This window comes from Streptomyces hokutonensis (assembly GCF_042751305.1).
GTDB classification, from domain to species: Bacteria; Actinomycetota; Actinomycetes; order Streptomycetales; family Streptomycetaceae; genus Streptomyces; species Streptomyces hokutonensis_A.
This window is the reverse complement of the sequence record NZ_JBHYWD010000027.1, coordinates 56,014-78,540: the sequence shown is the minus strand read 5'-3', so window position 1 is coordinate 78,540 and position 22,527 is coordinate 56,014. Positions and strand designations below refer to the sequence as shown.

Annotated in this window: 20 protein-coding genes; 15 read left to right on the top strand and 5 right to left on the bottom strand. The window is 69.7% G+C overall.

Annotation, left to right across the window (positions count from 1 at the left end; genetic code table 11):
- Positions 1–63: 63 nt before the first annotated feature.
- A complete protein-coding gene (locus ACFXC1_RS43480; RefSeq protein ID WP_381253877.1) occupies positions 64–1,233 on the bottom strand; it encodes an MFS transporter in 1,170 nt (389 codons plus the stop codon).
- A gap of 84 nt (positions 1,234–1,317) precedes the next feature.
- Between ACFXC1_RS43480 and ACFXC1_RS43475 the strand changes: the two genes are divergently transcribed.
- From ACFXC1_RS43475 to ACFXC1_RS43455, 5 genes are all read left to right on the top strand, one after another.
- Complete coding sequence (locus ACFXC1_RS43475; RefSeq protein ID WP_381253875.1) at positions 1,318–2,286, top strand: LysR family transcriptional regulator; 969 nt, start codon at positions 1,318–1,320, stop codon at positions 2,284–2,286.
- A 429-nt stretch (positions 2,287–2,715) separates the two neighbouring features.
- Entirely contained in the window at positions 2,716–3,633 is a 918-nt protein-coding gene (locus tag ACFXC1_RS43470; protein ID WP_381253872.1) for a hypothetical protein, read from the top strand.
- Between the two features lie 62 nt (positions 3,634–3,695).
- Positions 3,696–5,873, top strand: a complete 2,178-nt coding sequence (locus ACFXC1_RS43465) for a bifunctional polysaccharide deacetylase/glycosyltransferase family 2 protein (RefSeq protein WP_381253869.1) — start codon at positions 3,696–3,698, stop codon at positions 5,871–5,873.
- Positions 5,870–7,150 carry an acyltransferase family protein gene (locus ACFXC1_RS43460; protein ID WP_381253866.1) on the top strand — a complete coding sequence of 427 codons (1,281 nt, stop codon included), beginning with the start codon at positions 5,870–5,872 and terminating at the stop codon, positions 7,148–7,150. Before ACFXC1_RS43465 ends, ACFXC1_RS43460 begins: the two co-directional genes overlap by 4 nt.
- Before the next feature lie 86 nt (positions 7,151–7,236).
- Positions 7,237–7,674: a DUF4240 domain-containing protein gene (locus ACFXC1_RS43455; RefSeq protein ID WP_381253863.1), complete on the top strand. Its 438-nt coding sequence runs from the start codon at positions 7,237–7,239 to the stop codon at positions 7,672–7,674.
- 37 nt (positions 7,675–7,711) lie between these two features.
- Here the strand turns inward: ACFXC1_RS43455 and ACFXC1_RS43450 are convergent, their stop codons facing one another.
- The 3 genes from ACFXC1_RS43450 to ACFXC1_RS43440 all read right to left on the bottom strand — a co-directional run bounded on the left by ACFXC1_RS43450 (position 7,712) and on the right by ACFXC1_RS43440 (position 9,341).
- Positions 7,712–8,140 carry a DUF3592 domain-containing protein gene (locus ACFXC1_RS43450; protein WP_381253860.1) on the bottom strand — a complete coding sequence of 143 codons (429 nt, stop codon included), beginning with the start codon at positions 8,138–8,140 and terminating at the stop codon, positions 7,712–7,714.
- Positions 8,141–8,282: 142 nt separating this feature from the next.
- A complete protein-coding gene (locus ACFXC1_RS43445; RefSeq protein ID WP_381253858.1) occupies positions 8,283–8,477 on the bottom strand; it encodes a DUF397 domain-containing protein in 195 nt (64 codons plus the stop codon).
- 12 nt (positions 8,478–8,489) lie between these two features.
- Positions 8,490–9,341: a helix-turn-helix domain-containing protein gene (locus ACFXC1_RS43440; RefSeq protein ID WP_381253855.1), complete on the bottom strand. Its 852-nt coding sequence runs from the start codon at positions 9,339–9,341 to the stop codon at positions 8,490–8,492.
- A gap of 229 nt (positions 9,342–9,570) precedes the next feature.
- On the opposite strand from ACFXC1_RS43440, the gene ACFXC1_RS43435 reads away from it, so the two are divergent.
- The 4 genes from ACFXC1_RS43435 to ACFXC1_RS43420 all read left to right on the top strand — a co-directional run bounded on the left by ACFXC1_RS43435 (position 9,571) and on the right by ACFXC1_RS43420 (position 14,171).
- The gene (locus ACFXC1_RS43435) at positions 9,571–10,020 is read left to right on the top strand and encodes an ATP-binding protein (protein ID WP_381253852.1); all 450 of its coding nucleotides are present in this window, start codon (positions 9,571–9,573) and stop codon (positions 10,018–10,020) included.
- Positions 10,021–10,132: 112 nt separating this feature from the next.
- On the top strand, positions 10,133–11,362 hold the full coding sequence (locus ACFXC1_RS43430) for an outer membrane protein assembly factor BamB family protein (protein ID WP_381253850.1): 1,230 nt from the start codon (positions 10,133–10,135) through the stop codon (positions 11,360–11,362).
- A 153-nt stretch (positions 11,363–11,515) separates the two neighbouring features.
- Positions 11,516–12,871 (top strand): nitrate/nitrite transporter, encoded by a 1,356-nt coding sequence (locus ACFXC1_RS43425; RefSeq protein WP_381253847.1) that lies wholly within the window; start codon positions 11,516–11,518, stop codon positions 12,869–12,871.
- A gap of 139 nt (positions 12,872–13,010) precedes the next feature.
- A complete protein-coding gene (locus ACFXC1_RS43420; protein WP_381253845.1) occupies positions 13,011–14,171 on the top strand; it encodes a uroporphyrinogen-III synthase in 1,161 nt (386 codons plus the stop codon).
- 326 nt (positions 14,172–14,497) lie between these two features.
- Here the strand turns inward: ACFXC1_RS43420 and ACFXC1_RS43415 are convergent, their stop codons facing one another.
- Complete coding sequence (locus ACFXC1_RS43415) at positions 14,498–15,091, bottom strand: anthrone oxygenase family protein (RefSeq protein WP_381253843.1); 594 nt, start codon at positions 15,089–15,091, stop codon at positions 14,498–14,500.
- 137 nt (positions 15,092–15,228) lie between these two features.
- Here ACFXC1_RS43415 and ACFXC1_RS43410 point away from each other — a divergent pair, with 137 nt between their 5' ends.
- The 6 genes from ACFXC1_RS43410 (at position 15,229) to ACFXC1_RS43385 (ending at position 22,372) form a co-directional block, all read left to right on the top strand.
- Entirely contained in the window at positions 15,229–15,822 is a 594-nt protein-coding gene (locus tag ACFXC1_RS43410) for a CGNR zinc finger domain-containing protein (RefSeq protein ID WP_381253841.1), read from the top strand.
- A gap of 329 nt (positions 15,823–16,151) precedes the next feature.
- A complete protein-coding gene (locus tag ACFXC1_RS43405; RefSeq protein ID WP_019056398.1) occupies positions 16,152–16,673 on the top strand; it encodes a sigma-70 family RNA polymerase sigma factor in 522 nt (173 codons plus the stop codon).
- 38 nt (positions 16,674–16,711) lie between these two features.
- Entirely contained in the window at positions 16,712–17,473 is a 762-nt protein-coding gene (locus tag ACFXC1_RS43400) for an anti-sigma factor family protein (RefSeq protein ID WP_093627213.1), read from the top strand.
- Between the two features lie 152 nt (positions 17,474–17,625).
- Positions 17,626–19,938 (top strand): HelD family protein, encoded by a 2,313-nt coding sequence (locus ACFXC1_RS43395; RefSeq protein ID WP_381253837.1) that lies wholly within the window; start codon positions 17,626–17,628, stop codon positions 19,936–19,938.
- 306 nt (positions 19,939–20,244) lie between these two features.
- Entirely contained in the window at positions 20,245–21,684 is a 1,440-nt protein-coding gene (locus ACFXC1_RS43390; protein ID WP_381253836.1) for an NAD-dependent malic enzyme, read from the top strand.
- Positions 21,685–22,090: 406 nt separating this feature from the next.
- On the top strand, positions 22,091–22,372 hold the full coding sequence (locus ACFXC1_RS43385) for an HU family DNA-binding protein (protein ID WP_019056394.1): 282 nt from the start codon (positions 22,091–22,093) through the stop codon (positions 22,370–22,372).
- Positions 22,373–22,527: the final 155 nt, after the last annotated feature.

The following is a 22,527-nucleotide window of genomic DNA, read 5'->3' as shown; positions in this document are numbered from 1 at the left end:
TTGGTCGGGTGCGGGTCGGTGGGGGCTGGTCGCGCAGTTCCCCGCGCCCCTGGGGAGCTGTCCCTAGGGAGTTGACTTGCTCAGTACGCCGATCAGCAGCGCTGCTGTTGCTGACGCAACTGGCGCCCAGAACGCCGCCGTCGGTGAGGCATGGTCCGTTGTCCAACCCGCTGCCGCCGACCCGCACGCGATGCCCAGCAGCAAGCCCGTAACCGCCAAACTCATGCCCTCGTTCAACCGGCCCTCAGGCGTGCGGTGTTGGAGCAAGGTCATCGCGGTGACCATCGTCGGGGCCGTTGCCATGCCCGCCACCAGCAGGGCCGCCGCCAGTGCGGGTAGGGAGCCCAGCGTGCTTGTTGCCAGCAGCGGCAGGGGCATCAGGGCGCTCATCGCCAACAGGCACCACCGCAGCCGGAGTTCCGGCGCCCCCGTCGGTTTCAGCCTCCCGTACAGCAGGCCCGCCGCGCATGAGCCGGCCGCCTGGAGGGCCAGCACCGCGCCGCCCACCGCACGGTGACCCGTCGCGTTCGTGTATGCGAGCGTGGCGACCTCCGTCGAACCGAAGACCGCGCCCGTCGCCACGAAACCGGCGAGGAGGGGAGGGATGCCGGGCACGCGCAAGGGCGGACCACCTCTCGGGGTCGGGCTCGGCGGTGGTTCCGTCGAACGCTGTGCCGTGAAGATCAGGATGCCGGTGAGCAGGAGTGCCGCCCCGGTCAGCGTCCCCGCTTCCGGGAAGAACGTGCCGCACAGGAACGCCGCGAGCGCCGGGCCCAGCATGAAGCACAGCTCGTCTGCCGCCTGCTCGAAGGAGTTCGCCGTGTGCAGGGCCTCCGTGTCGCCGTCGAGAAGGTGGGCCCAGCGGGCGCGGGACATGCCGCCGGTGTTGGGGGTCGTCGCGGTGGCCGCGTAGGCGGCGAACAGGGTCCAGTCGGGGGCGCCGTAGTGGACGCAGAGGAGGAGGGCCAGGGAGCCGAGGGTCGCAACCGCCGTTGCCGGTACGGCTGTTCGGGACTGGCCGTGGCGGTCGGTCAGGCGGGCGATCCATGGGCCGGCGAGTGCCGTCGCTGCGAGGCCGGTCGCGGTGACGGCGCCTGCGAGGGCGTACGAGCCCCGTGAACCGGCGATCATCACGACCGCGCTCACGCTGAACATGCCGGCGGGGAGGCGGGCGATCAGGTTCCCGGCGGTGAAGGCGCGGGTGCCGGGGAGGGAGAAGAGGTGGCGGTACATGTCTCCCACCGTCACCCGCGGACGATCAAGGGGTCCAACACCTGTTCCGCGCCGATTCACGCACCTGCGTTGTAAGTTCGCCGGATGCCCCGGATACCGGCCCACGTGGACGCCCGACTCCTCCGCGCCTTTCTCGCAGTCGCCGAGGAACTGCACTTCACCCGCGCCGCCACCCGCCTGTACGTCGCCCAGCAGGCGCTGAGTCGTGATGTGCGGCGGCTGGAGCGGGAGTTGGGGGCCGAGCTTTTCGTGCGGACCACCCGGCAGGTGACGCTGACGGCGGACGGTGCGCGGCTGGTGCCGTATGCCCGGCAAGTGCTGGCCGCGCAGGAGGAGTTGCTCGCCGCGTTCCGGCGGGCCCGGCCCCTGCTCGTGGATCTCAACTCGCCGGGGCTCGGCACCGGGCGCCGGGTGCTGCGCCGGGCTCGTGAACTCGCCCCGGAGCAGGAGCTGATGGCCCGCTACGAGAGCGGACTGACGGGCGCCGCGGGGGAGTTGCTGGCGGGGCGGCTCGATGTGTCGTTCGGGAGGTTCGCCGGGCTCGACTGGGCGCTGCGGGCCGGGCTCGGTCATCAACTCGTGCGGTACGAGCCGATGGCGGTCGTACTCCCCGAGGATCACCGGCTGGCGTCCCTCCCGGAGGTGCCCGTGGACGCGCTCAAGGGGGAGGCCGTGTACGCGGGGGCCGGGAATCCGCGTACACCGGAGTGGACGGATCTCGCGCGGCGGTTGTTCGAGGGGCGTGACATCGAGGTTGCGGCGCCCGCACCGATGGCCGTGGGGGAGGAGGAATTCGAACGGGTGATGGGCCGGACTCGGAACCCGATTCTTGCTGTAGTGGACTTTCCGGCCATGCGTCGGACCGTGCTGCGGCCCCTGGTGAAGCCGGTGCCTCTGTCCCCCGTGTCGCTCGTGTGGCGAAAGGGGCTGGTGCACCCCGGATTCGACGCGCTTCGACGGGCTGCGGTGGAGATCGGTGCCGCGGAAGGGTGGCTGAGTCGGCCTGCCGATGGATGGATTCCGGCCATCGACGTGGACATGCTAAAGACGTAGAAATTACGCATCCCAGTACACGCGCGGTTCCGTTGCGCTACCTTCGGGGACCTGAGCACGGTGTGGTAAGGGGGGCGCGTGGACCGGGTGGGGGCCCGGTTCGACGGCGTGTGCTCAGAGTCGTCTGCGCGTCCCGAACAGTTCCGTGGGGGGATGTGCGTGCGCGTGGAAAAGTGGCGAGAAGACGCCCAACCGGAGTGGCCCCAGGCTGCATCCGCGACCAGAGACGTACCGGTCGTAGGCGGAGAGGCCCAGGCGTTCCCGGCGACCGGAGCGGTCGGAGCAGCCGGATCGGCTGGAGTGGCCGGCGGATCGGAGATCCTGGAGGGCGGTCGGCACGGCCGTCATGGTGGCCGCGCCGGTCATGCCGGTCGTATACGGACCGAGCCGTCCCAGTCGTCCGGACCGCCGGGGTCGTCCTGGCCCGTCGTGCCCAAGGGAGTACGCAAGGGACCGGCAGGGCCGCTCACCGGTCCGCCCATCGGTCCATTCGTCGGTCCGTCCGTCGGTCCCTCCGCGGGTCCCTCCGCCGGTCCGTCCGTCGGTCCCTCCGGTGCCCTGGCCGATCCCTGGGGTGCGCCCGCGGCGAACGACCCCGACGAGGTGACCGTCCAACTCGACGGCCCTGCCGAGGAGTTGGACGATCCGGGGGCGAAGGGCGGTGCCGGTCACGACGGATCGGACGGGCCCGTCTTCGTCGACGAGTCCGGCCGCCGCAGCCGTAGGTACCGCCGGATCGGCATGGCCGTCGGCATCGCCTGCGCGGTGTACGCCGTCGTCATCGTCGCCACGCTGCTGTCCGGCAGCTCCGACGCGCCGTGGCTCCCGGTGCCGGGGCAGAAGGACGACCCGCCCGCGAGCAAGGTCGACACCTCGCCGCTGCCCGCCGAGTCGGGCCGGCCGTCCGGCGCAGGCGGCGGCGTCGCGCCGGGGAACATCCCGACGGCGAGCGACGGTACGACACCGTCGCCGGGCGCCAGTGCGAGCGCGAGCGGCGCGTCCAAGGCCCCGGGCAGCAAGGCGAGTACGTCCGCGTCCGCCAAGCCGTCCGCGAGCAAGAGCACGCCGACGCCGGCCGGCGGGACCGTGACCAATCCGGTCGTACAGCCCTCGCACTCGCATCCGCAGGACACCCCGTCCGCCGACCCGAGCACGCCGACGGGCGGTACGAGCGCCCCGGCGCAGCCGACGACGCCGGCCCCGACCCCGACGGCGGGCACCGGCACGGTCGCCGACGCACCGAACTCGCCGTCGCCCGTGGCACAGGGGCCTGCCGCGCCCTCCGAATCGGCACCGGCATCGGCCCCGGCACCGGCACCTTCCATGACCTCGGAGCACATCGTCTGATGGCATCGCACAACCGCCGCCCCGCAGCCACGAACACGGCCCCGGGCGGCCGTCACGGAGGCATGCCCAAAGCGGCCCGCGGCTCCCGGCGGCGCCGTCTCTCCATGCGGTTCCTGCTGCCGATGCTGCTTCTCGTCGCGATGCTGGCGATGCTGATGCTGCGCGGCTACGTGCACAGCGAGATCCTCGCCGACCACCGCATCCGCCCCGAGGCGGCCACCGACAAGGTGCCGGAGAAGATCCTCGACGGCGGCCCGGTCATCGACACCCGCAGCGGCCGTACGACGAGTCTGGACGTGCCGGACCGTGACATCGTCCTGACCTTCGACGACGGCCCCGATCCGACCTGGACCCCCAAGGTCCTGGACGTGCTCAGGAAGCATCACGCGCACGGCGTCTTCTTCGTCACCGGCACCATGACCTCGCGCTACCCGGACCTGGTCAAACGCATCGTGGACGAGGGCAACGAGGTCGGTGTGCACACCTTCAGCCATCCCGACCTCTCCTTCCAGTCCAAGAAGCGCATCGACTGGGAGCTGTCGCAGACCCAGCTCGCGATCTCCGGCGCGGCCGGCATCCGGACGTCGCTGTTCCGGCCGCCGTACTCGTCCTCCGCCGACGCGATGGACAACCTGTCCTGGCCGGTGACCGAGTACATCGGCACCCGCGGCTACATCACCGCCGTCAACAACACGGACAGCGAGGACTGGCAGAAGCCGGGCGTCGCGAAGATCATCAGCAATGCCACCCCGCGCGACGGCAAGGGCGCGATCGTCCTCATGCACGACTCCGGCGGCGACCGCCACCAGACCGTGCAGGCGCTCGACAGGTTCCTGCCGGAGATGCAGGCCAAGGGCTACAAGTTCGACAACCTCACCGAGGCCCTCGGCGCGCCCAGCGCGCTCACCCCGGTGACCGGCCTCGACCTGTGGAAGGGCAAGGCGTGGATCTTCCTGGTCCAGGCCTCGGACAACATCACCGACATCCTCGTCGTCGGCCTGGCGATCACCGGCTCCCTCGTCATCGCCCGCTTCGCGCTGATGCTCCTGCTCTCCGTGATCCACGCCCGCCGGGTCCGCCGTAAGAACTTCTCCTGGGGCCCGCCGGTCACCGAACCGGTCACGGTCCTCGTGCCGGCGTACAACGAGGCCAAGTGCATTGAGAACACGGTCCGTTCACTGATGGCGAGCGAGCACCCCGTCGAGGTGATCGTCGTCGACGACGGCTCGGCGGACGGCACGGCGAGAATCGTCGAGGCGATGGACCTCCCGAACGTCCGGGTCGTACGCCAGCACAACGCGGGCAAACCGGCCGCCCTCAACCGCGGCCTGGCGAACGCCAGTCACGACCTCATCGTGATGATGGACGGCGACACGGTCTTCGAACCGGCCACCGTAAGGGAGTTGGTCCAGCCCTTCGGCGACCCGGGCGTGGGCGCGGTGGCGGGCAACGCGAAGGTGGGCAACCGGGATTCGATGATCGGCGCCTGGCAGCACATCGAGTACGTGATGGGCTTCAACCTCGACCGCCGGATGTACGACATCCTCCGCTGCATGCCGACGATCCCGGGCGCCGTGGGGGCCTTCAGGAGAAGCGCGCTGGAGCGGGTCGGCGGCATGAGCGACGACACCCTCGCCGAGGACACCGACATCACGATGGCGATTCACAGGGACGGTTGGCGGGTGGTGTACGCCGAGCAGGCCCGCGCGTGGACCGAAGCCCCGGAAACGGTCCAGCAGCTGTGGTCCCAGCGCTACCGGTGGTCGTACGGCACGATGCAGGCGATCTGGAAACACCGGGGCGCGCTGCTCGACCGCGGCCCGTCCGGCCGCTTCGGCCGCGTCGGCCTCCCGCTGGTGGCCCTCTTCATGGTCATCGCCCCCATCCTGGCCCCGCTGATCGACGTATTCCTGCTCTACGGCCTGGTGTTCGGCCCGACGGAGAAGACGTTCCTGGCGTGGCTGGGCGTGCTCGCCATCCAGGCAGTCTGCGCGGCGTACGCCTTCCGCCTGGACCGCGAACGCATGACCCACCTCGTCTCGCTCCCGCTCCAGCAGATCCTCTACCGCCAACTCATGTACGTCGTACTGCTCCAGTCCTGGATCACCGCACTCACCGGAGGCCGCCTGCGCTGGCAGAAGCTGCGGCGCACGGGGGTCGTGGAGGCACCCGGCGGGCCCGTACCGACCCAGCGCAGCGGCAGCCGCAGTGGCAGTGACGATCGGAGGACTGTGGCATGACGCACGGACACGGATACACGGCAGGGACGGGTACCGGCCCAGAGTCGACGCCGGCCTACGGGATTCCCCAACAGCGCCAGCAGGAACCGGAGTTGGCGCAGGAGCCGGCGAAGGCGAAGCCCAAGCCGGGGGGCGGCGGCCGGGACCGCTACCTCGACCTCCTCCGCTCGATCGCCCTCGTCCGAGTGGTCGTCTACCACCTCTTCGGCTGGGCCTGGCTGTCGGTCCTCTTCCCGTCCATGGGCGTGATGTTCGCGCTGGCGGGTTCCCTGATGGCCCGTTCGCTGAACCGTCCCGCGCTGGGCGTGATCAAGGGTCGGCTACGGCGCCTGCTGCCCCCGCTCTGGGCGTTCAGCGCGGTGGTGCTGGTGCTGATGTTCGCGATGGGCTGGAATCCCCTCAAGGACCCTGACCTGGGCGGCACTTGGTGGGGTGCGGCGAAGGTCTTCGACTACATCGTGCCGTTCGGCGCACCGCCGTACCCCGAGCATCTGGGCTCCGAATCGGGCCTGTTGGAGAGCACGTGGGCGGACCAGGCGGCGGGGCCGCTCTGGTACCTGCGGGCGTATCTGTGGTTCGTGATCGCGTCACCGCTGCTGCTGTGGGCGTTCCGGCGGGTTCCGTGGGCGACGCTGCTGGCGCCGTTGGCGTTGACGGCGGTCGTGGGCACGGGAGTTGTGACGATCCCCGGTGAGACGGGCAACGCGGTGTCCGACTTCGCGGTGTACGGCGGCTGTTGGGTTCTGGGCTTCGCGCACCACGAGGGCGTGCTCAAGCAAGTCCCGCGCTATCTCGCGGTGTCGGGCGCGACCGTCATCATGGGGTTCGGCCTGTGGTGGGCTTCGGGTCATCTGGGCCCGGACGGCTGGGACTTGAACGACATCCCGCTGGCGCAGGCGACGTGGTCCTTCGGGATCGTGGTGATCCTGCTCCAATACGCCCCGTCCTGGCAGGAGTTGCCGGGCCGCCTGGCCCGCCTGGACAAGCTCGTGACCCTCTCCAACAACCGCGCCGTCACGATCTACCTGTGGCACAACCTCCTCATCATGGCCACGGTCCCGATCCTCGACCAGCTGTACAACCTGCCGTTCATGGAGAGCGACGCGGCGACTTCGTTGCTCGACCAGGCGGACACGTTCCTGATGTTCCTGCTGATCTGGCCGCTCATCGCGGTGGCGATTCTCGCGTTCGGGTGGATCGAGGACATCGCGGCGAAGCGGGTGCCGAGGTTGTGGCCTGACGGGGGGCGTCGTGGGAGGGCCCGACGGACGAGTTGAAATCGGCGCACCCCGCCCGACTGCCCTGCCGTAAGCCGGAAGGGCGGCGCGCTGGGATTGTCACAGGCCTGCGTCATGCTCTGCGCATGCACGAGAACACCTTCTGGCAGCTCATCGACGACTGCACACCACCTACGCCCGACCCGGACGCCGAACAACTGGCCGCGGCGTTGACGTACCGTCTCTCCGCCGGGCCACTGGTAACGGTCGTCGGTTTCGCCGAGCAACTCTCCTGGGCCCTCTACCGACTGGACCGCAGGGAGTTCGGGAACAGGAAGGGCCTGTCGGGCGACGGCTTTCTCTACACCCGCGCAGCCGTTGTCGCCGCCGGCCGTGGAACCTACGAAGCCACGCTCCACGATCCCCGGCTTTTCACTCCCTACGTCGAAGACCTCATCTGGGCGGAGAGACTGCTCTACGTGCCGGACGAGGCATACGGCCGTATCACGGGTGAGGAGTGGGATCGCAGTACGCGCTATTCCTACGAGTCCTACTCGAACACCGAGGGATGGGCCGACGCGTAGCCCCTCAGGCCTCCATCCCTTCTGCCCCGGCAGCGGGTCACCAGGAAAGGGCGAACCACAGGACGAGCAATGCCCATCCGACGACAGACGCGACGAACATCGGAGTGACGAACCACAGGATGCGACGGTGGTCCTTCCTCGCGTCTTCCAAGTCCCTTGCGAGTACCGCTGTTTCGGGTGAGTCGGGGAGGTACACGATGGTGACGGTGTCGCCCGGCGACAGGGACTGGTACCGCATCGGGGACGAAACCGCGTCGTGTTCCGTGCCGTCCGTGGCGGTGTACGAGCAGTGCACCGAGACATAGTCCTCGCGCCACGAGAGCAAGGTGCACAGTCCCGTCGTCTCGACGCCGGATGCCTTGAGCCGCAGAGCCGCCCGGTACTTCCGGAACGTGTGCACTGTGACGATGCTCGTGGCAAGGGGCATCAGCGAGAAGATCAGCAAGATGACTACGCCACTCACCATCGCGGTCTCTCCGTCTGTCGGGTCGAAGAACTATGACGAGGACGGAATTGCCCGGGGTCTCGGAGGTGTCCTCGACCGGCAGTCCGATATTGCATATTGCCGTGCATGATCGCCGCTGTCGATGGTGGGGGTTCGGGGGCGGCTACATCTCGGTGGGGGAGCGGGACTTCAGCGTGTCTATGAGGTGCCGTAGGCCGTCGGTTGTGGCGGTGACGATGGTGTCGGGGGCGTCGCTCTCGCGGAGGCGGACGGTACCTGTGGGGTGGTCGGCTGACACGTAGACGCAGTTGGAGGCGTCGGGGCTGTAAGTGGACTTCTGCCAGACGTGGTTGGGCATCGTGCGACTCTCTCAGATGTCTTGGCTGATGCGGTGGATGAGGTCGCGAGACGCTTCGGGCTTCAAGGCGTTCTCCTCCATCCGGTCGATGACGTGACGGTACTTGTCCAACTGCGAAGCGGCATCGAGGAATTCGCACCCGTGGTGCGCGTCCAACTGGACAGTGTCGAGCTGTGGGACTGCGCCCATGAGGTAGTCGATGGGTTGTCCAGTGCCGGGAAACGAGCCTTTCCCGAACGGGATGATCCGCACGGTGACGTGGTCCAGTTCGCTCATGTCCAGCAGGTGGCGGAGTTGGCCACGGACCGTGGAGGGGCCGCCGTATCCCATGCGCAGCGCGGCCTCATGGATCACCGCTGTGTAAGGGGGCGGAGTTTCGCGGTGCAGGATGCCCTGTCGTTTGACGCGATGACTCACCCGGTGCTCGATCTCGAACTGCCTCAAGGGCGGCACCGCCTCTTTGGAGAGGGCTCGGGCATGTTCGGTGGTCTGCAGCAGCGCGGGGATGTGGACGACCAGTCCCACGCGCAACGCGGTCGCGTAGTGCTCCAATTCGGCGAGATCGATCAGGCCGACGGGCAGGTTGTCGCGGTACTCCTCCCACCACCCGCGTGAGCGCCGGCCTGTCATCTCGGCCAGGGCGTCGATCAGTTGGTCGTCGAAGCAGTCGTACGAGCGCGTCATGCTGCGGACGCGGTCGGCGCTGAGGGCGCTGCGGCCGGTCTCGATCATGCTCACCCGCCCCTGGTTGACGCCCAGACGTGCGGCGGCCTGCGTCACGTTGAGCCCAGCGCGTTCGCGGAGTTTGCGCAGCTCCGTACCGAGTCGCCGTTGACGCAGGGTGGGGTTGTTGGTGGGCGGCACAGCACCTCCGCTTCGGGCCGCGACGCGGCGCTCGTGTAACTCACACGAGGTAATTACAGGTACATCTCTAAAGTTCGGGAGATTTATCTCCCGCGCGGCTCTACTGTAGAGCCCGTACCGCCCAACTGCCCCCGCCCTAAGCCGGAAGCGCACCGAACCCTCGGCACTGCCACCGCCCGGCGCAGCCGTTGAGCAAACCCGAGTCCGTCCACCCCCTCCCGGAGCCTTCATGGTCACCGTATCCCCGCCCGCCACCTGGGTGTACGCCCTTCGACTACCGCACGACCCCCGAGCCGCACGCGTCGCACGTATGACCGTACGGGCCGCCCTCCACGGCCACGGCATGCCCGAAGTCCTGGACGTGGTCGAGCTGTTGACTTCCGAACTCGTCACCAACGCATACCGGCATACGAGAGGTCCCGCCTCCCTCCGTCTCACCGCGCTCGGGGGCGGACGACTGCGGGTCGGCGTCTGGGACTCGAACCCCCACATCCCCGCCCCCTTCGACAAGCGGCTCGGCGAACAACTCCTGCCCGCCCCACCCGACGCCGACAACGGACGCGGTCTCCACCTCATCCAGGCGTACGCCACTTCCTGGGGCGGCTGGCCGATCGGTGATGGCGGGTTGTTGGACCGGGGAGCCGGAAAGCTGCTGTGGTTCGAAGTGGGGGGCCGTTGAAGAGATGAGCCACACACCGAAGGCCCCGAGTGTCCCCGCGCCAACCCCACCGACCGCACCACCCGATATCGCATACTGACCCGCACGATCGCCACCGACCCAGGGGGCACAAGTGGCCGACGACAAAGTGCCGTTGAGCGTCACCGCGGACGCCGAGCGGCGGTTGTGGACGCTGCGGGCAGTGGGCGCCGGGGTGGGGCACCCGGTCGTGGTGGGCGGCACGGTGTACGTGGCCGTGCCGGGCGGGCGGTTCGCCGCCCTCGACGTCGGCAGTGGGCAGGTGCGCTGGTGCAGTGACGTGGTCGCGGAGGTGTGGCCGTGGCACGTGGCCGTCGCCGGTGCCGTGGTCGCCGTTCCCGTACGGACGGAGACGGAGCGCGATGCGGTCACCGCGCTGGACGCGGCCACCGGCGAGGTGCGCTGGACCCGCCGCAGGAGTGTCCTGCGCGGGATCGCCGCCGTCGGCGACTCGACCTTCGTGGTGTGGAGCGGCACCTCCGGTGAACGCGGATCGATCGCCGGCGTCGACGCGCTCAGCGGCGAGACCTTGTGGGAGGACGAGTTCGAAGGGATCGAGGGGCTCCTGGTGCGGGGGGAGTTGGTGATTCTGGGCGGCGGTCGCTTCCGGGCGCTGCACGGCCGTAGCGGCGACGAGATCTGGAGCGGAGGGGAAGGGACGCTGCTCAACCGGGACGGGGGTGTCGAGGACGCGGCCGTCTTCCTTCGCTGGCGCAGCGGATACCGCGAGCCCAAGAGCCTCGCCGTACGAGCCTCGGACACGGGTGAAGAACTCGCCGAGACCCTGTTTCCCGAGAAGGCCCTGAAGCACTTCTACGGACACCCCGAACTCGTCGACGGCGGGCGCGTGTTGTTCGCCCGGGCCTTCGAGCGCGGGATCCGGCTGTTCGCGTACGCGGGCCTGGACCGGGCCGAGTCGCTGGGGAGTTGGAAGCTGGGGCGGCTGAGGTACGGCACCCCCAGAGAAGTGGCGTGCGTCGGCGACTGGGTGTACGCCCTCAACTGGAGTGGGCGGGTGTACGCCGCCGAGGTCGGCCGACGGCGTGGTCTGCGGCGGTTGACGATGCGGGGCAGGTACGAGCGGGTCCTGTGGGATCTGGACCACCTCACCGCCGGGCCCGGGTATGTTCTCGCCTCCGGCCGGGACGGGGTGGGCATGCTCCGTGACGGTCGCGTGCTGTGGGTGTGGGACACCGTCCGGCCGGACTTCCGGCCGGTGCCGCTCGACGGCGACCGTTTCCTGTTCAGGGCCCCGAGCCGCAACGGCAAGGAGACCCGCCTGTACTGCGCCGACGTGGAGACGGGCCGGCGCCTGCTGCCCTGAGGACCTCACCGTGCGCTTCCCCCGCTCGTGAGAGCAACGTTCCCTTCCGGTCACTCACAGCCACAGCGCGGAAACCCGCCCTCCCTACCTTCGGGATGCAGCCCTTGGAAGACAAACCGCTCGTTACCCCGTAGTGCAGACCGTGGAGGCGTCATGACAGCCACTGGCAAGTGGATCGAGCACTGGGATCCGGAGGACGAGACCTTCTGGCGGGAGACCGGAGAGAAGGTCGCCCGTCGCAATCTCGTGTTCTCCGTGCTCTCCGAGCACATCGGCTTCTCGATCTGGACTCTGTGGTCCGTGCTGGTGCTCTTCATGGGCCCGGAGTACGGGCTGACCCCGGCCGACAAGTTCCTGCTGACCTCGATGGTCACGCTCGTCGGCGCGGTCGTCCGGGTGCCGTACACCTTCGCGGTCGCCATATTCGGTGGGCGGAACTGGACGATCGTCTCCGCGAGCCTCCTCCTCATCCCCACCATCGCCGCCTTCGTGGTGATGAAGCCGGGGACCTCCTTCGACACCTTCCTCTGGATCGGCTTGCTGGCCGGCATCGGCGGCGGCAACTTCGCCTCCTCCATGACCAACATCAACGCCTTCTTCCCGTTGCGGAAGAAGGGGTGGGCTCTCGGGCTCAACGCCGGCGGCGGCAACATCGGGGTCCCGGTCATCCAGCTCATCGCCCTCGCGATCATCGGGGCGAGCGGCGGGCCGCGCGTGCTGCTGGGGATCTACATCCCGCTGATCCTCGTCGCCGCCACGCTCGCCGCCCTCTTCATGGACAACCTCACGTCCGTGAAGAACGACACCGGCGCCGCCAAGGACGCCGCGCGCGACTGGCACACCTGGATCATGGCGTTCCTGTACATCGGCACCTTCGGGTCGTTCATCGGGTACGCGTTCGCGTTCGGACAGGTGCTTCAGGTCCAGTTCGGCCGTACGCCGCTGCAGGCCGCGTACCTCACCTTCATCGGCCCGCTGCTCGGCTCGCTGATCCGCCCCGTCGGCGGCTGGCTCGCCGACCGCTACGGCGGCGCGAAGATCACGCTGTGGAACTTCGTCGCCATGGCCGCCGCCACCGCGATCCTGGTCGTCGCCAGCATGCAGAAGTCGCTGCCGCTGTTCGTCGCCGTCTTCATCGTCCTGTTCGTGCTCAGCGGGCTCGGCAACGGGTCGACGTACAAGATGATCCCCGGCATCTTCCAGACCAAGGCCCTCGCGAAGGGGCTCACCGGTGACGAGGCGGCCGCCTACGGGCGTCGGCTCTCCGGTGCCTCCATGGGGCTCATCGGGGCAGTCGGCGCGCTCGGCGGGGTCGGCATCAACCTCGCCTTCCGGCAGTCCTTCCTCTCCTACGGCTCCGGAACCGGCGCGTTCGTCGCCTTCCTCGCCTTCTACGGCCTCTGCTTCGTGGTCACCTGGGCCGTATACCTTCGCCGCCCGACCGCCGAGGCGCAGGCCAAAGCTTCCGCATCGGAGGCGAAGCCGCAGCTCAGCTATGCCGAGGTGTGACGTAACACTGTTGACATGAAGTCGAACCGAGCCTGTCACGCACCGTTGACAGGCTCGTTCGGCATGTAGGCGCCGCCGCACCATCTCCTGCACGACCGCATGCACGACTACATGCACGACTACGTTCGGGACGAGAGACATGGACGAACAACCGCAGCGACCGGAGAGCGCGCCCCACGGCCCCCTCTCCGGCTTCACCGTGGGCGTCACCGCCGCGCGCCGCGCCGACGAGCTGGGGGTTCTGCTCCAGCGGCGCGGCGCGGTGGTCGTGCACGCGCCCGCGCTGCGCATCGTGCCCCTCGCCGACGACAGCGAACTGCTCGCCGCCACCAAGGAGTTGATCGACCAGGCGCCCGATGTCGTGGTGGCCACCACCGCGATCGGGTTCCGCGGGTGGGTCGAGGCCGCCGACGGATGGGGGCTCGGCGAGGCTCTCCTCGACCGGCTGCGCGGGGTGGAACTGCTCGCCCGCGGGCCCAAGGTGAAGGGCGCGGTACGGGCCGCCGGTCTGACCGAGGAGTGGTCACCGTCCTCCGAGTCCATGGCCGAGGTGCTCGACCGGCTCCTGGAGGAGGGGGTCGACGGCCGCCGGGTCGCCGTACAGCTGCACGGGGAACCGCTGCCCGGGTTCGTGGAGTCGTTGCGGGCCGGGGGAGCGGACGTCGTGGTGGTCCCCGTGTACCGGTGGATGCCGCCCGAGGACATCGCCCCGGTGGACCGGCTCCTCGACGCGGCGGTCTCACGCGGCCTGGACGCGCTGACCTTCACCAGCGCGCCGGCCGCCGCCTCGCTCCTCTCCCGCGCCGAGACCCGGGGCCTGCTGCCCGAACTCCTCGCCGCCCTGCACCACGACGTCCTCCCGGCCTGCGTCGGCCCCGTCACCGCGCTCCCGCTCCAGAACCACGGCGTCACCACGGTCCAGCCCGAACGCTTCCGCCTCGGCCCGCTCGTCCAGCTCCTCTGCCAGGAACTCCCCGCCCGCGCCCGCACCCTGCCCATCGCGGGCCACCGGGTGGAGATCCGCGGCCACGCGGTCCTGGTCGACGGCACGCTACGGCCGGTCCCGCCGGCCGGTATGTCCCTGCTCCGCGCCCTGTCCCGCCGCCCCGGCTGGGTCGTCGCCCGCGCGGAACTCCTGCGGGCCCTCCCCGGCGCCGGGCGCGACGAGCACGCCGTAGAAACGGCGATGGCGCGTCTCCGTACGGCACTCGGTGCGCCGAAGCTGATCCAGACGGTGGTGAAACGGGGGTACCGGCTGGCGCTGGATCCGGCGGCGGACGAGAAGTACTCCGACGGTTGAGCGGTTGTCGTGCGGGGTCTTGATGCGGGCGCCTCCGGGGGCTCCGCCCCCAGCCCCCGATCGGCCCCGAAGGAGCCTCGTCCTCAAACGCCGGACGGGCTGGATTGTGTGGGCCTGCGTCATGAGGTGAGCCGGGACGGGCTGGATTTCGCGGCCCCCGTCGTGAAGCGGGCCGGACGGGCTGGATCGTGTCCGCCTGAGTCAAGAGGCGAGCCGGTGCGGGCTGGATTGTGTGGACCTGCGTCATGAGGTGAGCCGGGACGGGCTGGATTGCTCGGCCCGCGTCAGGAACTGAGCCGGCGCGGGCTGGATTGCCCCGGCCCGTGTCAGGAAGTGAGTCGGGACGGGCTCACCTGCGCCGACCCGCGTCGATCGCCCCCGTACAACACCAACCCCCGGCCCAGACACCCCACCGCCACCGTCGACAACACCGCCCGCACCACATTCCACCCCACCCACGCGCCCTCGAACCGCTCCCGCGCCACCCCCACATCCGCTGTACGCGCGAGATCGTCGTTCAGCGGGATGTTGAAGGCGACCGTGACGAGGAAAGCGAGCGCGTACGCCGCCAGCCCCGCCCACACCCAGCCCCGGTACGGCCGCCCGCGTGTCTGCCACGCCGATACCGCGGACAGCACCAGCGCGCCCATGAAACTCAGGAAGAACACCGGGTTCTGGATCACGTCGTTGATGTTCCGCATCACCTCGACGAACACCCGGTCGTCGCTGCGCGCCAGCCCCGGCATCACCGCGCAGGCGAAGACGTAGAAGGCCCCGGCGATCAGCCCCATCGCGACCGTGGCCGCGCCCAATACCCAACCCGTTGCAGTCCCGACGGTGCTGGAAGTCCTGTTCTCTGTCATGCCTCCAGTCAACGGACCTGGCCCCGCCCCCGACATCGCCGAGACGCGCACACGCATACGCGGCCGTCCAGGCACACTCCCCACGCGCGCTCCCCACGCGCACTCGGTACGAGGGGTTCCGGCAGCGCGGGCGGGCAGGCACTGTAGAGGCAACGGTTTCCCGACCGGGGTAATCCCTAGGCGGTGACAGGCACATGGCACTGGGTACGACCATGGCCCCGTACGAGCTGCGTTTCGACGCCGGGCGGATCTGCCTGGACCTTCTCGCGACCACGCATCCCGAGGAACGGCTCGACGCGCCGGCGCCGCTGCGCGCGTGGATCGTCCGTTCCGGGCTCGTCCCGGCGGCCACCGAGCTCGCGCACGTCGACGCGACCTGGCTCGTCGGCTTCCGTGAACTGCGGGGACGTATCGGACAGTTGGTGCGCAGCAGGCCGCAGACCGAGGCCCGGTCCTACGACCTCGCGCTCGCCCACCTCAACGACCGCGCCCGCGCCGCGCCCCCGGCACCCCGTGCCGTACAGGCGGAAGACGGGGCGCTGGTGCGGGAGTTGACCGGTCCGCCGGGGTGCGAGGCGCTGCTCGCGGTGATCGCGAGGGACGCCGTCGAGCTGCTCACCGACCCGGTCGCGCGGGCCTCGCTGCGGGAGTGCGAAGGCGACAACTGCCCCATCGTGTACCTGGATACGTCACGGGGGCGCAGGAGGCGCTGGTGCTCCAGTGAGGTCTGCGGGAATCGGGAGAGAGTGGCCCGGCATCGTCGGCGCGCGGCACTCGCCCGCGCCTGAGAATCCCATATGCGGCTTCTGCGAGGTGACGTACCGTCAATTGATGAAGTGATTTTGACAACAGTGCGTTTCACTCCGCAACCGCACGGGCAGCTCGCGCGATCTTGCTGATGTGGTGGAAATGTAAAGATCGTACGGTGGGAATGTGCACTCATGTCCCGGTCGTCACGTCACTTCGAAGAAAACTGTCGCCTCACGTTGAACACCCGCCCGCCCTCTCGCGTACCTCTCCATGAGCGACCGACCGGGGCAACCCCCGGACACCGGAGGTGGGCGTGCGCAAGGATTCCGTCGTGGCCAATGAACAAGCGCCGAGGGCCCGACATCGCATGTCCCAGTCCTCGGAACCTGATGAGGAGCTGATGCGTGCCCTGTACCGAGAGCACGCCGGACCCTTGCTCGCCTATGTGCTGCGGCTCGTCGCCGGCGACCGGCAACGTGCCGAGGACGTGGTGCAGGAGACGCTCATCCGGGCCTGGAAGAACGCCGGCCAGCTCAACCGGGCGACCGGATCGGTACGACCCTGGCTGGTGACGGTCGCACGGCGCATCGTCATCGACGGTCACCGCAGCCGGCAGGCCCGGCCGCAGGAGGTGGACCCGTCGCCGCTGGAGGTCATCCCCGCGGAGGACGAGATCGACAAGGCGTTGTGGCTGATGACACTGTCGGACGCGCTGGACGACCTGACCCCGGCCCACCGGGAGGTGCTCGTCGAGACGTATTTCAAGGGGCGTACCGTCAATGAGGCGGCCGAGACGCTTGGCATCCCCAGTGGCACGGTGCGCTCAAGGGTGTTCTACGCCCTTCGATCGATGAAGCTTGCTCTGGAGGAGCGGGGGGTGACGGCATGAGCATTTACGGGGGATACGGAACGGGTAGTCCTGGTTCCATGCAGGGATCTCAGGGCTCGAACGAACACGAGACCGTCGGCGCCTACGCCCTCGGGATTCTCGACGACGCCGAAGCAACCGCTTTCGAGGCACACCTCGCCACGTGCGAGTGGTGCGCCCAGCAGCTCGACGAGCTGGCCGGGATGGAACCGATGCTCGCGGCGCTCGCGGACCTGCCGGGCTCCGGCACCCCCGCGATCGGCGAGTCCCTGTCGGCCAAGCCGAGCCCGCGGCTGGTGGAACGGCTGGTCGACGACGTAGGTGAACGCCGGGCCATGAAGCGCCGGCGCAGCTTCTACATGATCGCCGCGGCGGCCGCCCTGATCATTGCCGGACCGCTGGCCGTCATCGCGGCCAACGGTGGCGACAGCTCCGGTCAGAAGGGCACCGTGGCCGCGGCGACCGCGAAGGACACCTTCGAAACTCTGTCCGACAAGGTGTCGGCCACGGACAAGACCACCAAGGTCTCCGCGACCGTGGCGATGACCAAGAAGGACTGGGGCACCCTCGGGGTCGTCGAGCTCAGCAACGTCAAGGGCCCGCTGAAGTGCTCCCTGATCGCCGTCGGCAAGAACGGCGAGCGCGAGACCATGAGCTCCTGGTCGGTCCCGGCCTGGGGTTACGGCATCGCGAACGCCACGAAGGCCGAGGCCAAGGCGCCGCTCTACGCCCAGGGCGGTGCGGCGCTCACGCCGAACGAGATCGACCACTTCGAGGTCATGACCTTCGACGGCAAGAAGCTCGTGGAAGTCGACGCATAGCACCAGGTCGACTGTGTTCGACGGGGTCCGGGACGCGCCAGGCGCGCACCGGACCCCGCGTCTTTGTCAGGATCCGCCGGGCGGGCCCCTCGCCTCGGCGGCCTCCCTTCGCGTACGGTTGACGGCTGCCCAGCACGTCAGAAGGGGGCCCGGTGGCCGCACAGGCTCAACAGGAGACCGCGCTCGATGCGGTGTCCGACAAATCCGCCCAGGATTCGCTACGGGACCGGGAGATCAGCGGCGAACAGGCACACCTGGACCGGGTGTACCGGCGTCTCGAGGAGAAGATCCGCGAGGCCGAGTTCCTCATGAACGACGCCGCCAAGCGCGGCCAGGTCGGCACGCCCGGCGCGCTCGCCGAACGCGACGCGCAGGTGTTCCGCGCCGGTATCCACCTCAACCGGCTCAACAACGAGTTCGAGGACTTCCTCTTCGGCAGGATCGACCTGCTGCTCGGCAAGGACGGCCAGAAGGGGCCCGACGGCGCCTACACCGCCGTGGAACCCGCCGACGGCTCCGTGCGCGACGACAACACGGCCGACATCGCCGAGACCCTGCACATCGGCCGCATCGGCGTCCTCGACACGGAGTACGCGCCCCTGGTCATCGACTGGCGGGCGCCCGCCGCCGCCCCGTTCTACCGCTCGACCCCGGTCGATCCCGGACGGGTCGTACGGCGCCGGGTCATCCGCTCCAAGGGCCGCCGGGTCCTCGGGGTCGAGGACGACCTGATGCGCCCCGAGCTGACCGCCTTCCTCGACGGCGACAAGCTCGCCGTCATCGGCGACGGCGCCCTGATGGCCGCGCTCGGCCAGGCCCGCAGCCACACCATGCGCGACATCGTGGCGTCCATCCAGGCCGAACAGGACCTGGTGATCCGCGCCCCCGCCGCCTCGGTGACGTACGTCGAGGGCGGCCCCGGGACGGGAAAGACGGCCGTCGCGCTGCACCGCGCCGCCTACCTGCTCTACCAGGACCGGCGCCGCTACGCGGGCGGCATCCTCATCGTCTCGCCCACCCCGCTGCTGGTCGCCTACACCGAGGGCGTCCTGCCGTCCCTCGGCGAGGAGGGCCAGGTCGCCATCCGGGCCATCGGCTCGCTCGTCGACGGCGCCGAGGCCACCCTGTACGACTCCCCGGCCGTCGCCCGCACCAAGGGCTCGTACCGCATGCTCCGCGTGCTGCGGAAGGCCGCGCGCGGCGCCCTCGAAGCGAACGAGTCACCGGCCCGGCTGCGGGTCGTCGCCTTCGGCCGCCGGCTCGAACTGGAGGCCGCCGACCTGGAGCGCGTCCGGCAGAACGCCCTAAGCGGTACGGCCCCGGTCAACATGCTGCGCCCGCGCGCCCGCAAGCTCCTCCTGGACGCCCTGTGGGAGCGCTCCGGCTCCGCGAGCCGGCACACCGACCCCGAACTCGCCGCCGAACTGCGCTCCTCCTTCGACGAGGACGTGGCGAGCGAGGACGAGTTCATCGCGTTCCTCGACTCCTGGTGGCCCGAACTCACCCCGCGCGCAGTCCTGGAGGCCATGTCCGACGAGCGCAGACTCGGCCGCTGGGCCCGCCGCATCCTCAACCCCGGCGAGGTCCGCAGAACCGCCCGCGCCCTCAAGCGGGACGGCCTCTCGGTCCACGACGTGGCGATCCTCGACGAACTCCAGGCGATCCTCGGCACCCCGGCCCGCCCCCGCAAGCGGCGCGACCTGGACCCGCTGGACCAGCTCACCGGTCTCGAGGAGCTGATGCCCGTACGCGAGGAGACACAGCGCGAACGGGCCGAGCGGCTCGCCCAGGAGCGCGTCGAGTACGCGCACGTCATCGTGGACGAGGCCCAGGACCTCACCCCGATGCAGTGGCGCATGGTCGGCCGCCGCGGCAGACACGCCACCTGGACGGTCGTGGGGGACCCGGCCCAGTCCTCCTGGTCCGACCCCGACGAGGCCGCCGAGGCCCGCGACGAGGCCCTCGGCTCCCGCCCCCGCCGCCGCTTCACCCTCACCGTCAACTACCGCAACCCGGCCGAGATCGCGGAGCTGGCGGCCAAGGTCCTGGCCCTCGCGATGCCCGGCTCCGAGTCCCCGTCCGCGGTCCGTTCGACCGGGGTGAAACCTCACTTCGCGGTCGTACGGAACTCGCTCTCGGAGTCCGTCCGCGCGGAGGCCGCCCGGCTGCTCGACCAGGTCGACGGCACGGTCGGTGTCGTCGTCGCCATGAACCGCCGCGAGGAGGCCCGCCGCTGGCTCGCCGGCCTCGGCGACCGGGTCGTCGCCCTCGGCAGCCTGGAGGCCAAGGGCCTGGAGTACGACGCGACCGTCGTCGTATCGCCGGCGGAGATCGCCGACGAGTCGCCCGCCGGCCTCCGCGTCCTCTACGTCGCCCTCACCCGCGCGACCCAGCAGCTCACGGTCGTCTCCGCCGAACGGGACGAGCCGGACGCGAACGGGGTGCCGGATCTCCTGAGGGACTGATTCTGTGAACCTGCGGGATGGGAATGGCCTTACGGGATCCGTTTGTTAGCCTGGGTGTGACACCGGCCCGATCCAAGCCCCCGGGCCCAACCTTCGTCGCTTAGAGCGACCACTTGCCGCGAGGCGAGCATGGCGGGTCGGTGTCATTGCTTGTCAGAGAGGCCTCCGTCACGGGAAAGGTGACGGGGGCCTCTTTTTCTCGCGAACAAAACGTTCGCAATCAGGGGCGGCTAACGCCTACCCGGCAGTAGGTGCGACCATCGGAGCGCGTACTCAGCTCAACGGTGAAAGCAGAGGAAGTCGGCCATGGCTACGGCGCCCAGCGTCTCCTACTCGATCACGGTCCGTCTGGAGGTGCCCGCGAGCGGAACCGCGGTCTCCCAGATCACCACGGCCGTGGAGTCCCACGGAGGCTCGGTGACCGGCCTCGACGTGACCGCCTCCGGCCACGAGAAGCTCCGGATCGACGTCACCATCGCGGCGTCGTCCACCGCCCACGCCGACGAGATCGTCCAGCAGCTGCGCGGCATCGAGGGCGTCACCCTCGGCAAGGTCTCCGACCGTACGTTCCTCATGCACCTCGGCGGCAAGATCGAGATGCAGTCGAAGCACCCGATCCGCAACCGTGACGACCTCTCCATGATCTACACCCCGGGCGTCGCCCGCGTGTGCATGGCGATCGCGGAGAACCCCGAGGACGCGCGCCGCCTCACCATCAAGCGCAACTCCGTCGCGGTCGTCACCGACGGCTCGGCCGTCCTCGGCCTCGGCAACATCGGCCCCAAGGCCGCGCTGCCGGTCATGGAGGGCAAGGCCGCCCTGTTCAAGCGGTTCGCCGGCATCGACGCCTGGCCGCTGTGCCTCGACACCCAGGACACCGACGAGATCGTCGCGATCGTCAAGGCCATCGCCCCGGGCTTCGCCGGCATCAACCTGGAGGACATCTCCGCGCCGCGCTGCTTCGAGATCGAGGCCCGGCTGCGCGAGGCCCTCGACATCCCCGTCTTCCACGACGACCAGCACGGCACCGCGATCGTCGTCCTCGCCGCGCTGACCAACGCGCTGCGCGTGGCCGGCAAGGGCATCGGCGACATCCGGGTCGTCATGTCCGGCGCGGGCGCGGCCGGTACGGCCATCCTCAAGCTGCTGCTCGCCGCCGGCGTCAAGAACGCGGTCGTCGCCGACATCCACGGTGTCGTGCACGCCGACCGCGAGGACCTGGTCGACGCCAAGTCCGACTCGCCGCTGCGCTGGATCGCCGACAACACCAACCCCGACGGCCTCACCGGCACCCTGAAGGAGGCCGTGCGCGGCGCCGACGTCTTCGTGGGCGTCTCCGCCCCGAACGTCCTCGACGGCGACGACGTGGCCGCGATGGCCGACGGCGCCATCGTGTTCGCGCTCGCGAACCCGGACCCCGAGGTCGACCCGACGATCGCCCGTCAGACGGCGGCTGTTGTGGCCACGGGCCGCTCGGACTTCCCGAACCAGATCAACAACGTGCTGGTCTTCCCGGGTGTCTTCCGCGGTCTGCTGGACGCGCAGTCCCGCACCGTCAACACCGAGATGATGCTCGCCGCGGCGACCGCACTCGCGAACGTGGTGACCGAGGACGAGCTGAACGCGAACTACATCATCCCCAGCGTCTTCAACGACAAGGTCGCCGGCGCGGTGGCCGGCGCGGTCCGCGAGGCCGCGAAGGCGGCGGGAGCCGCGGCACCCTCCGCGACGCCCGCCGCGTCGTAGCCCGTCGGACGATGTGTGTGCGGCGGCTGTGAGGATCGCCACGGCCGCCCGTACATCGGCGCGTCGCGGAACCCGGGGCCTTCGGCGGCCGTTTATCGTGGCGGCCAGGCTTCGGGCCTTTCCAGGCCCGGCCCTCGCTGCCGGGAGCCGACGGAGCGTCACCACACTGATGCAGTGGCGCTCTTCGTGTGACTCCCACGGGTGTTCTCGCGACTCCTACGGGTGCCGGATTGGCTTTCCCGCCGCAGGTAGGGGCAGGATGCGTCTTCGGGCGCGAGGGTCTGGACGACGGACCCGGGTCCGGGGACTCACCGAGGACCCTGGCAGCATCGGCATCACCGTGCCCGATATGCGGCTCCGCCGCGTGGCACGCCTCAAACGGCAAGAAGAACACGGGAGTAACAACATGAACCGCAGTGAGCTGGTGGCCGCGCTGGCCGACCGTGCCGAGGTCACCCGCAAGGACGCCGACGCCGTTCTGGCCGCCTTCGCCGAGACCGTCGGCGAGATCGTCTCCAAGGGCGACGAGAAGGTCACCATCCCCGGCTTCCTGACCTTCGAGCGCACCCACCGTGCCGCTCGCACCGCGCGCAACCCGCAGACCGGCGACCCCATCAACATCCCCGCCGGTTACAGCGTCAAGGTGTCCGCGGGCAGCAAGCTCAAGGAAGCCGCCAAGGGCAAGTAGTCCCTCGCGTACGCGACGGGATTGCGTACGAGGCTCAGCAACGCGAATGGGGGGGGGCCCCCCCGCGGGGGGGGGCCCCCCCCCGGGGAGGAGTCCCGCGTGTGATCTCCAGCGAGCCGGCGCCACCCCCCCCCGCCCCCCACCCGACCCAGAGA

Excerpts from the sequence above, each read along its gene's own strand:
- ACFXC1_RS43420 (WP_381253845.1), top strand. The coding sequence starts at position 13,011 with ATGGACGAACAACCGCAGCGACCGGAGAGCGCGCCCCACGGCCCCCTC.
- ACFXC1_RS43445 (WP_381253858.1), bottom strand. The coding sequence starts at position 8,477 with ATGCCCAACCACGTCTGGCAGAAGTCCACTTACAGCCCCGACGCCTCC.
- ACFXC1_RS43405 (WP_019056398.1), top strand. The coding sequence starts at position 16,152 with ATGTCCCAGTCCTCGGAACCTGATGAGGAGCTGATGCGTGCCCTGTAC.
- ACFXC1_RS43400 (WP_093627213.1), top strand. The coding sequence starts at position 16,712 with ATGCAGGGATCTCAGGGCTCGAACGAACACGAGACCGTCGGCGCCTAC.
- ACFXC1_RS43390 (WP_381253836.1), top strand. The coding sequence starts at position 20,245 with ATGGCTACGGCGCCCAGCGTCTCCTACTCGATCACGGTCCGTCTGGAG.
- ACFXC1_RS43455 (WP_381253863.1), top strand. The coding sequence starts at position 7,237 with ATGCACGAGAACACCTTCTGGCAGCTCATCGACGACTGCACACCACCT.
- ACFXC1_RS43460 (WP_381253866.1), top strand. The coding sequence starts at position 5,870 with ATGACGCACGGACACGGATACACGGCAGGGACGGGTACCGGCCCAGAG.
- ACFXC1_RS43415 (WP_381253843.1), bottom strand. The coding sequence starts at position 15,091 with ATGCGTGTGCGCGTCTCGGCGATGTCGGGGGCGGGGCCAGGTCCGTTG.
- ACFXC1_RS43435 (WP_381253852.1), top strand. The coding sequence starts at position 9,571 with ATGGTCACCGTATCCCCGCCCGCCACCTGGGTGTACGCCCTTCGACTA.
- ACFXC1_RS43475 (WP_381253875.1), top strand. The coding sequence starts at position 1,318 with ATGCCCCGGATACCGGCCCACGTGGACGCCCGACTCCTCCGCGCCTTT.
- ACFXC1_RS43480 (WP_381253877.1), bottom strand. The coding sequence starts at position 1,233 with ATGTACCGCCACCTCTTCTCCCTCCCCGGCACCCGCGCCTTCACCGCC.
- ACFXC1_RS43385 (WP_019056394.1), top strand. The coding sequence starts at position 22,091 with ATGAACCGCAGTGAGCTGGTGGCCGCGCTGGCCGACCGTGCCGAGGTC.
- ACFXC1_RS43410 (WP_381253841.1), top strand. The coding sequence starts at position 15,229 with ATGGCACTGGGTACGACCATGGCCCCGTACGAGCTGCGTTTCGACGCC.
- ACFXC1_RS43450 (WP_381253860.1), bottom strand. The coding sequence starts at position 8,140 with ATGGTGAGTGGCGTAGTCATCTTGCTGATCTTCTCGCTGATGCCCCTT.
- ACFXC1_RS43465 (WP_381253869.1), top strand. The coding sequence starts at position 3,696 with ATGCCCAAAGCGGCCCGCGGCTCCCGGCGGCGCCGTCTCTCCATGCGG.
- ACFXC1_RS43425 (WP_381253847.1), top strand. The coding sequence starts at position 11,516 with ATGACAGCCACTGGCAAGTGGATCGAGCACTGGGATCCGGAGGACGAG.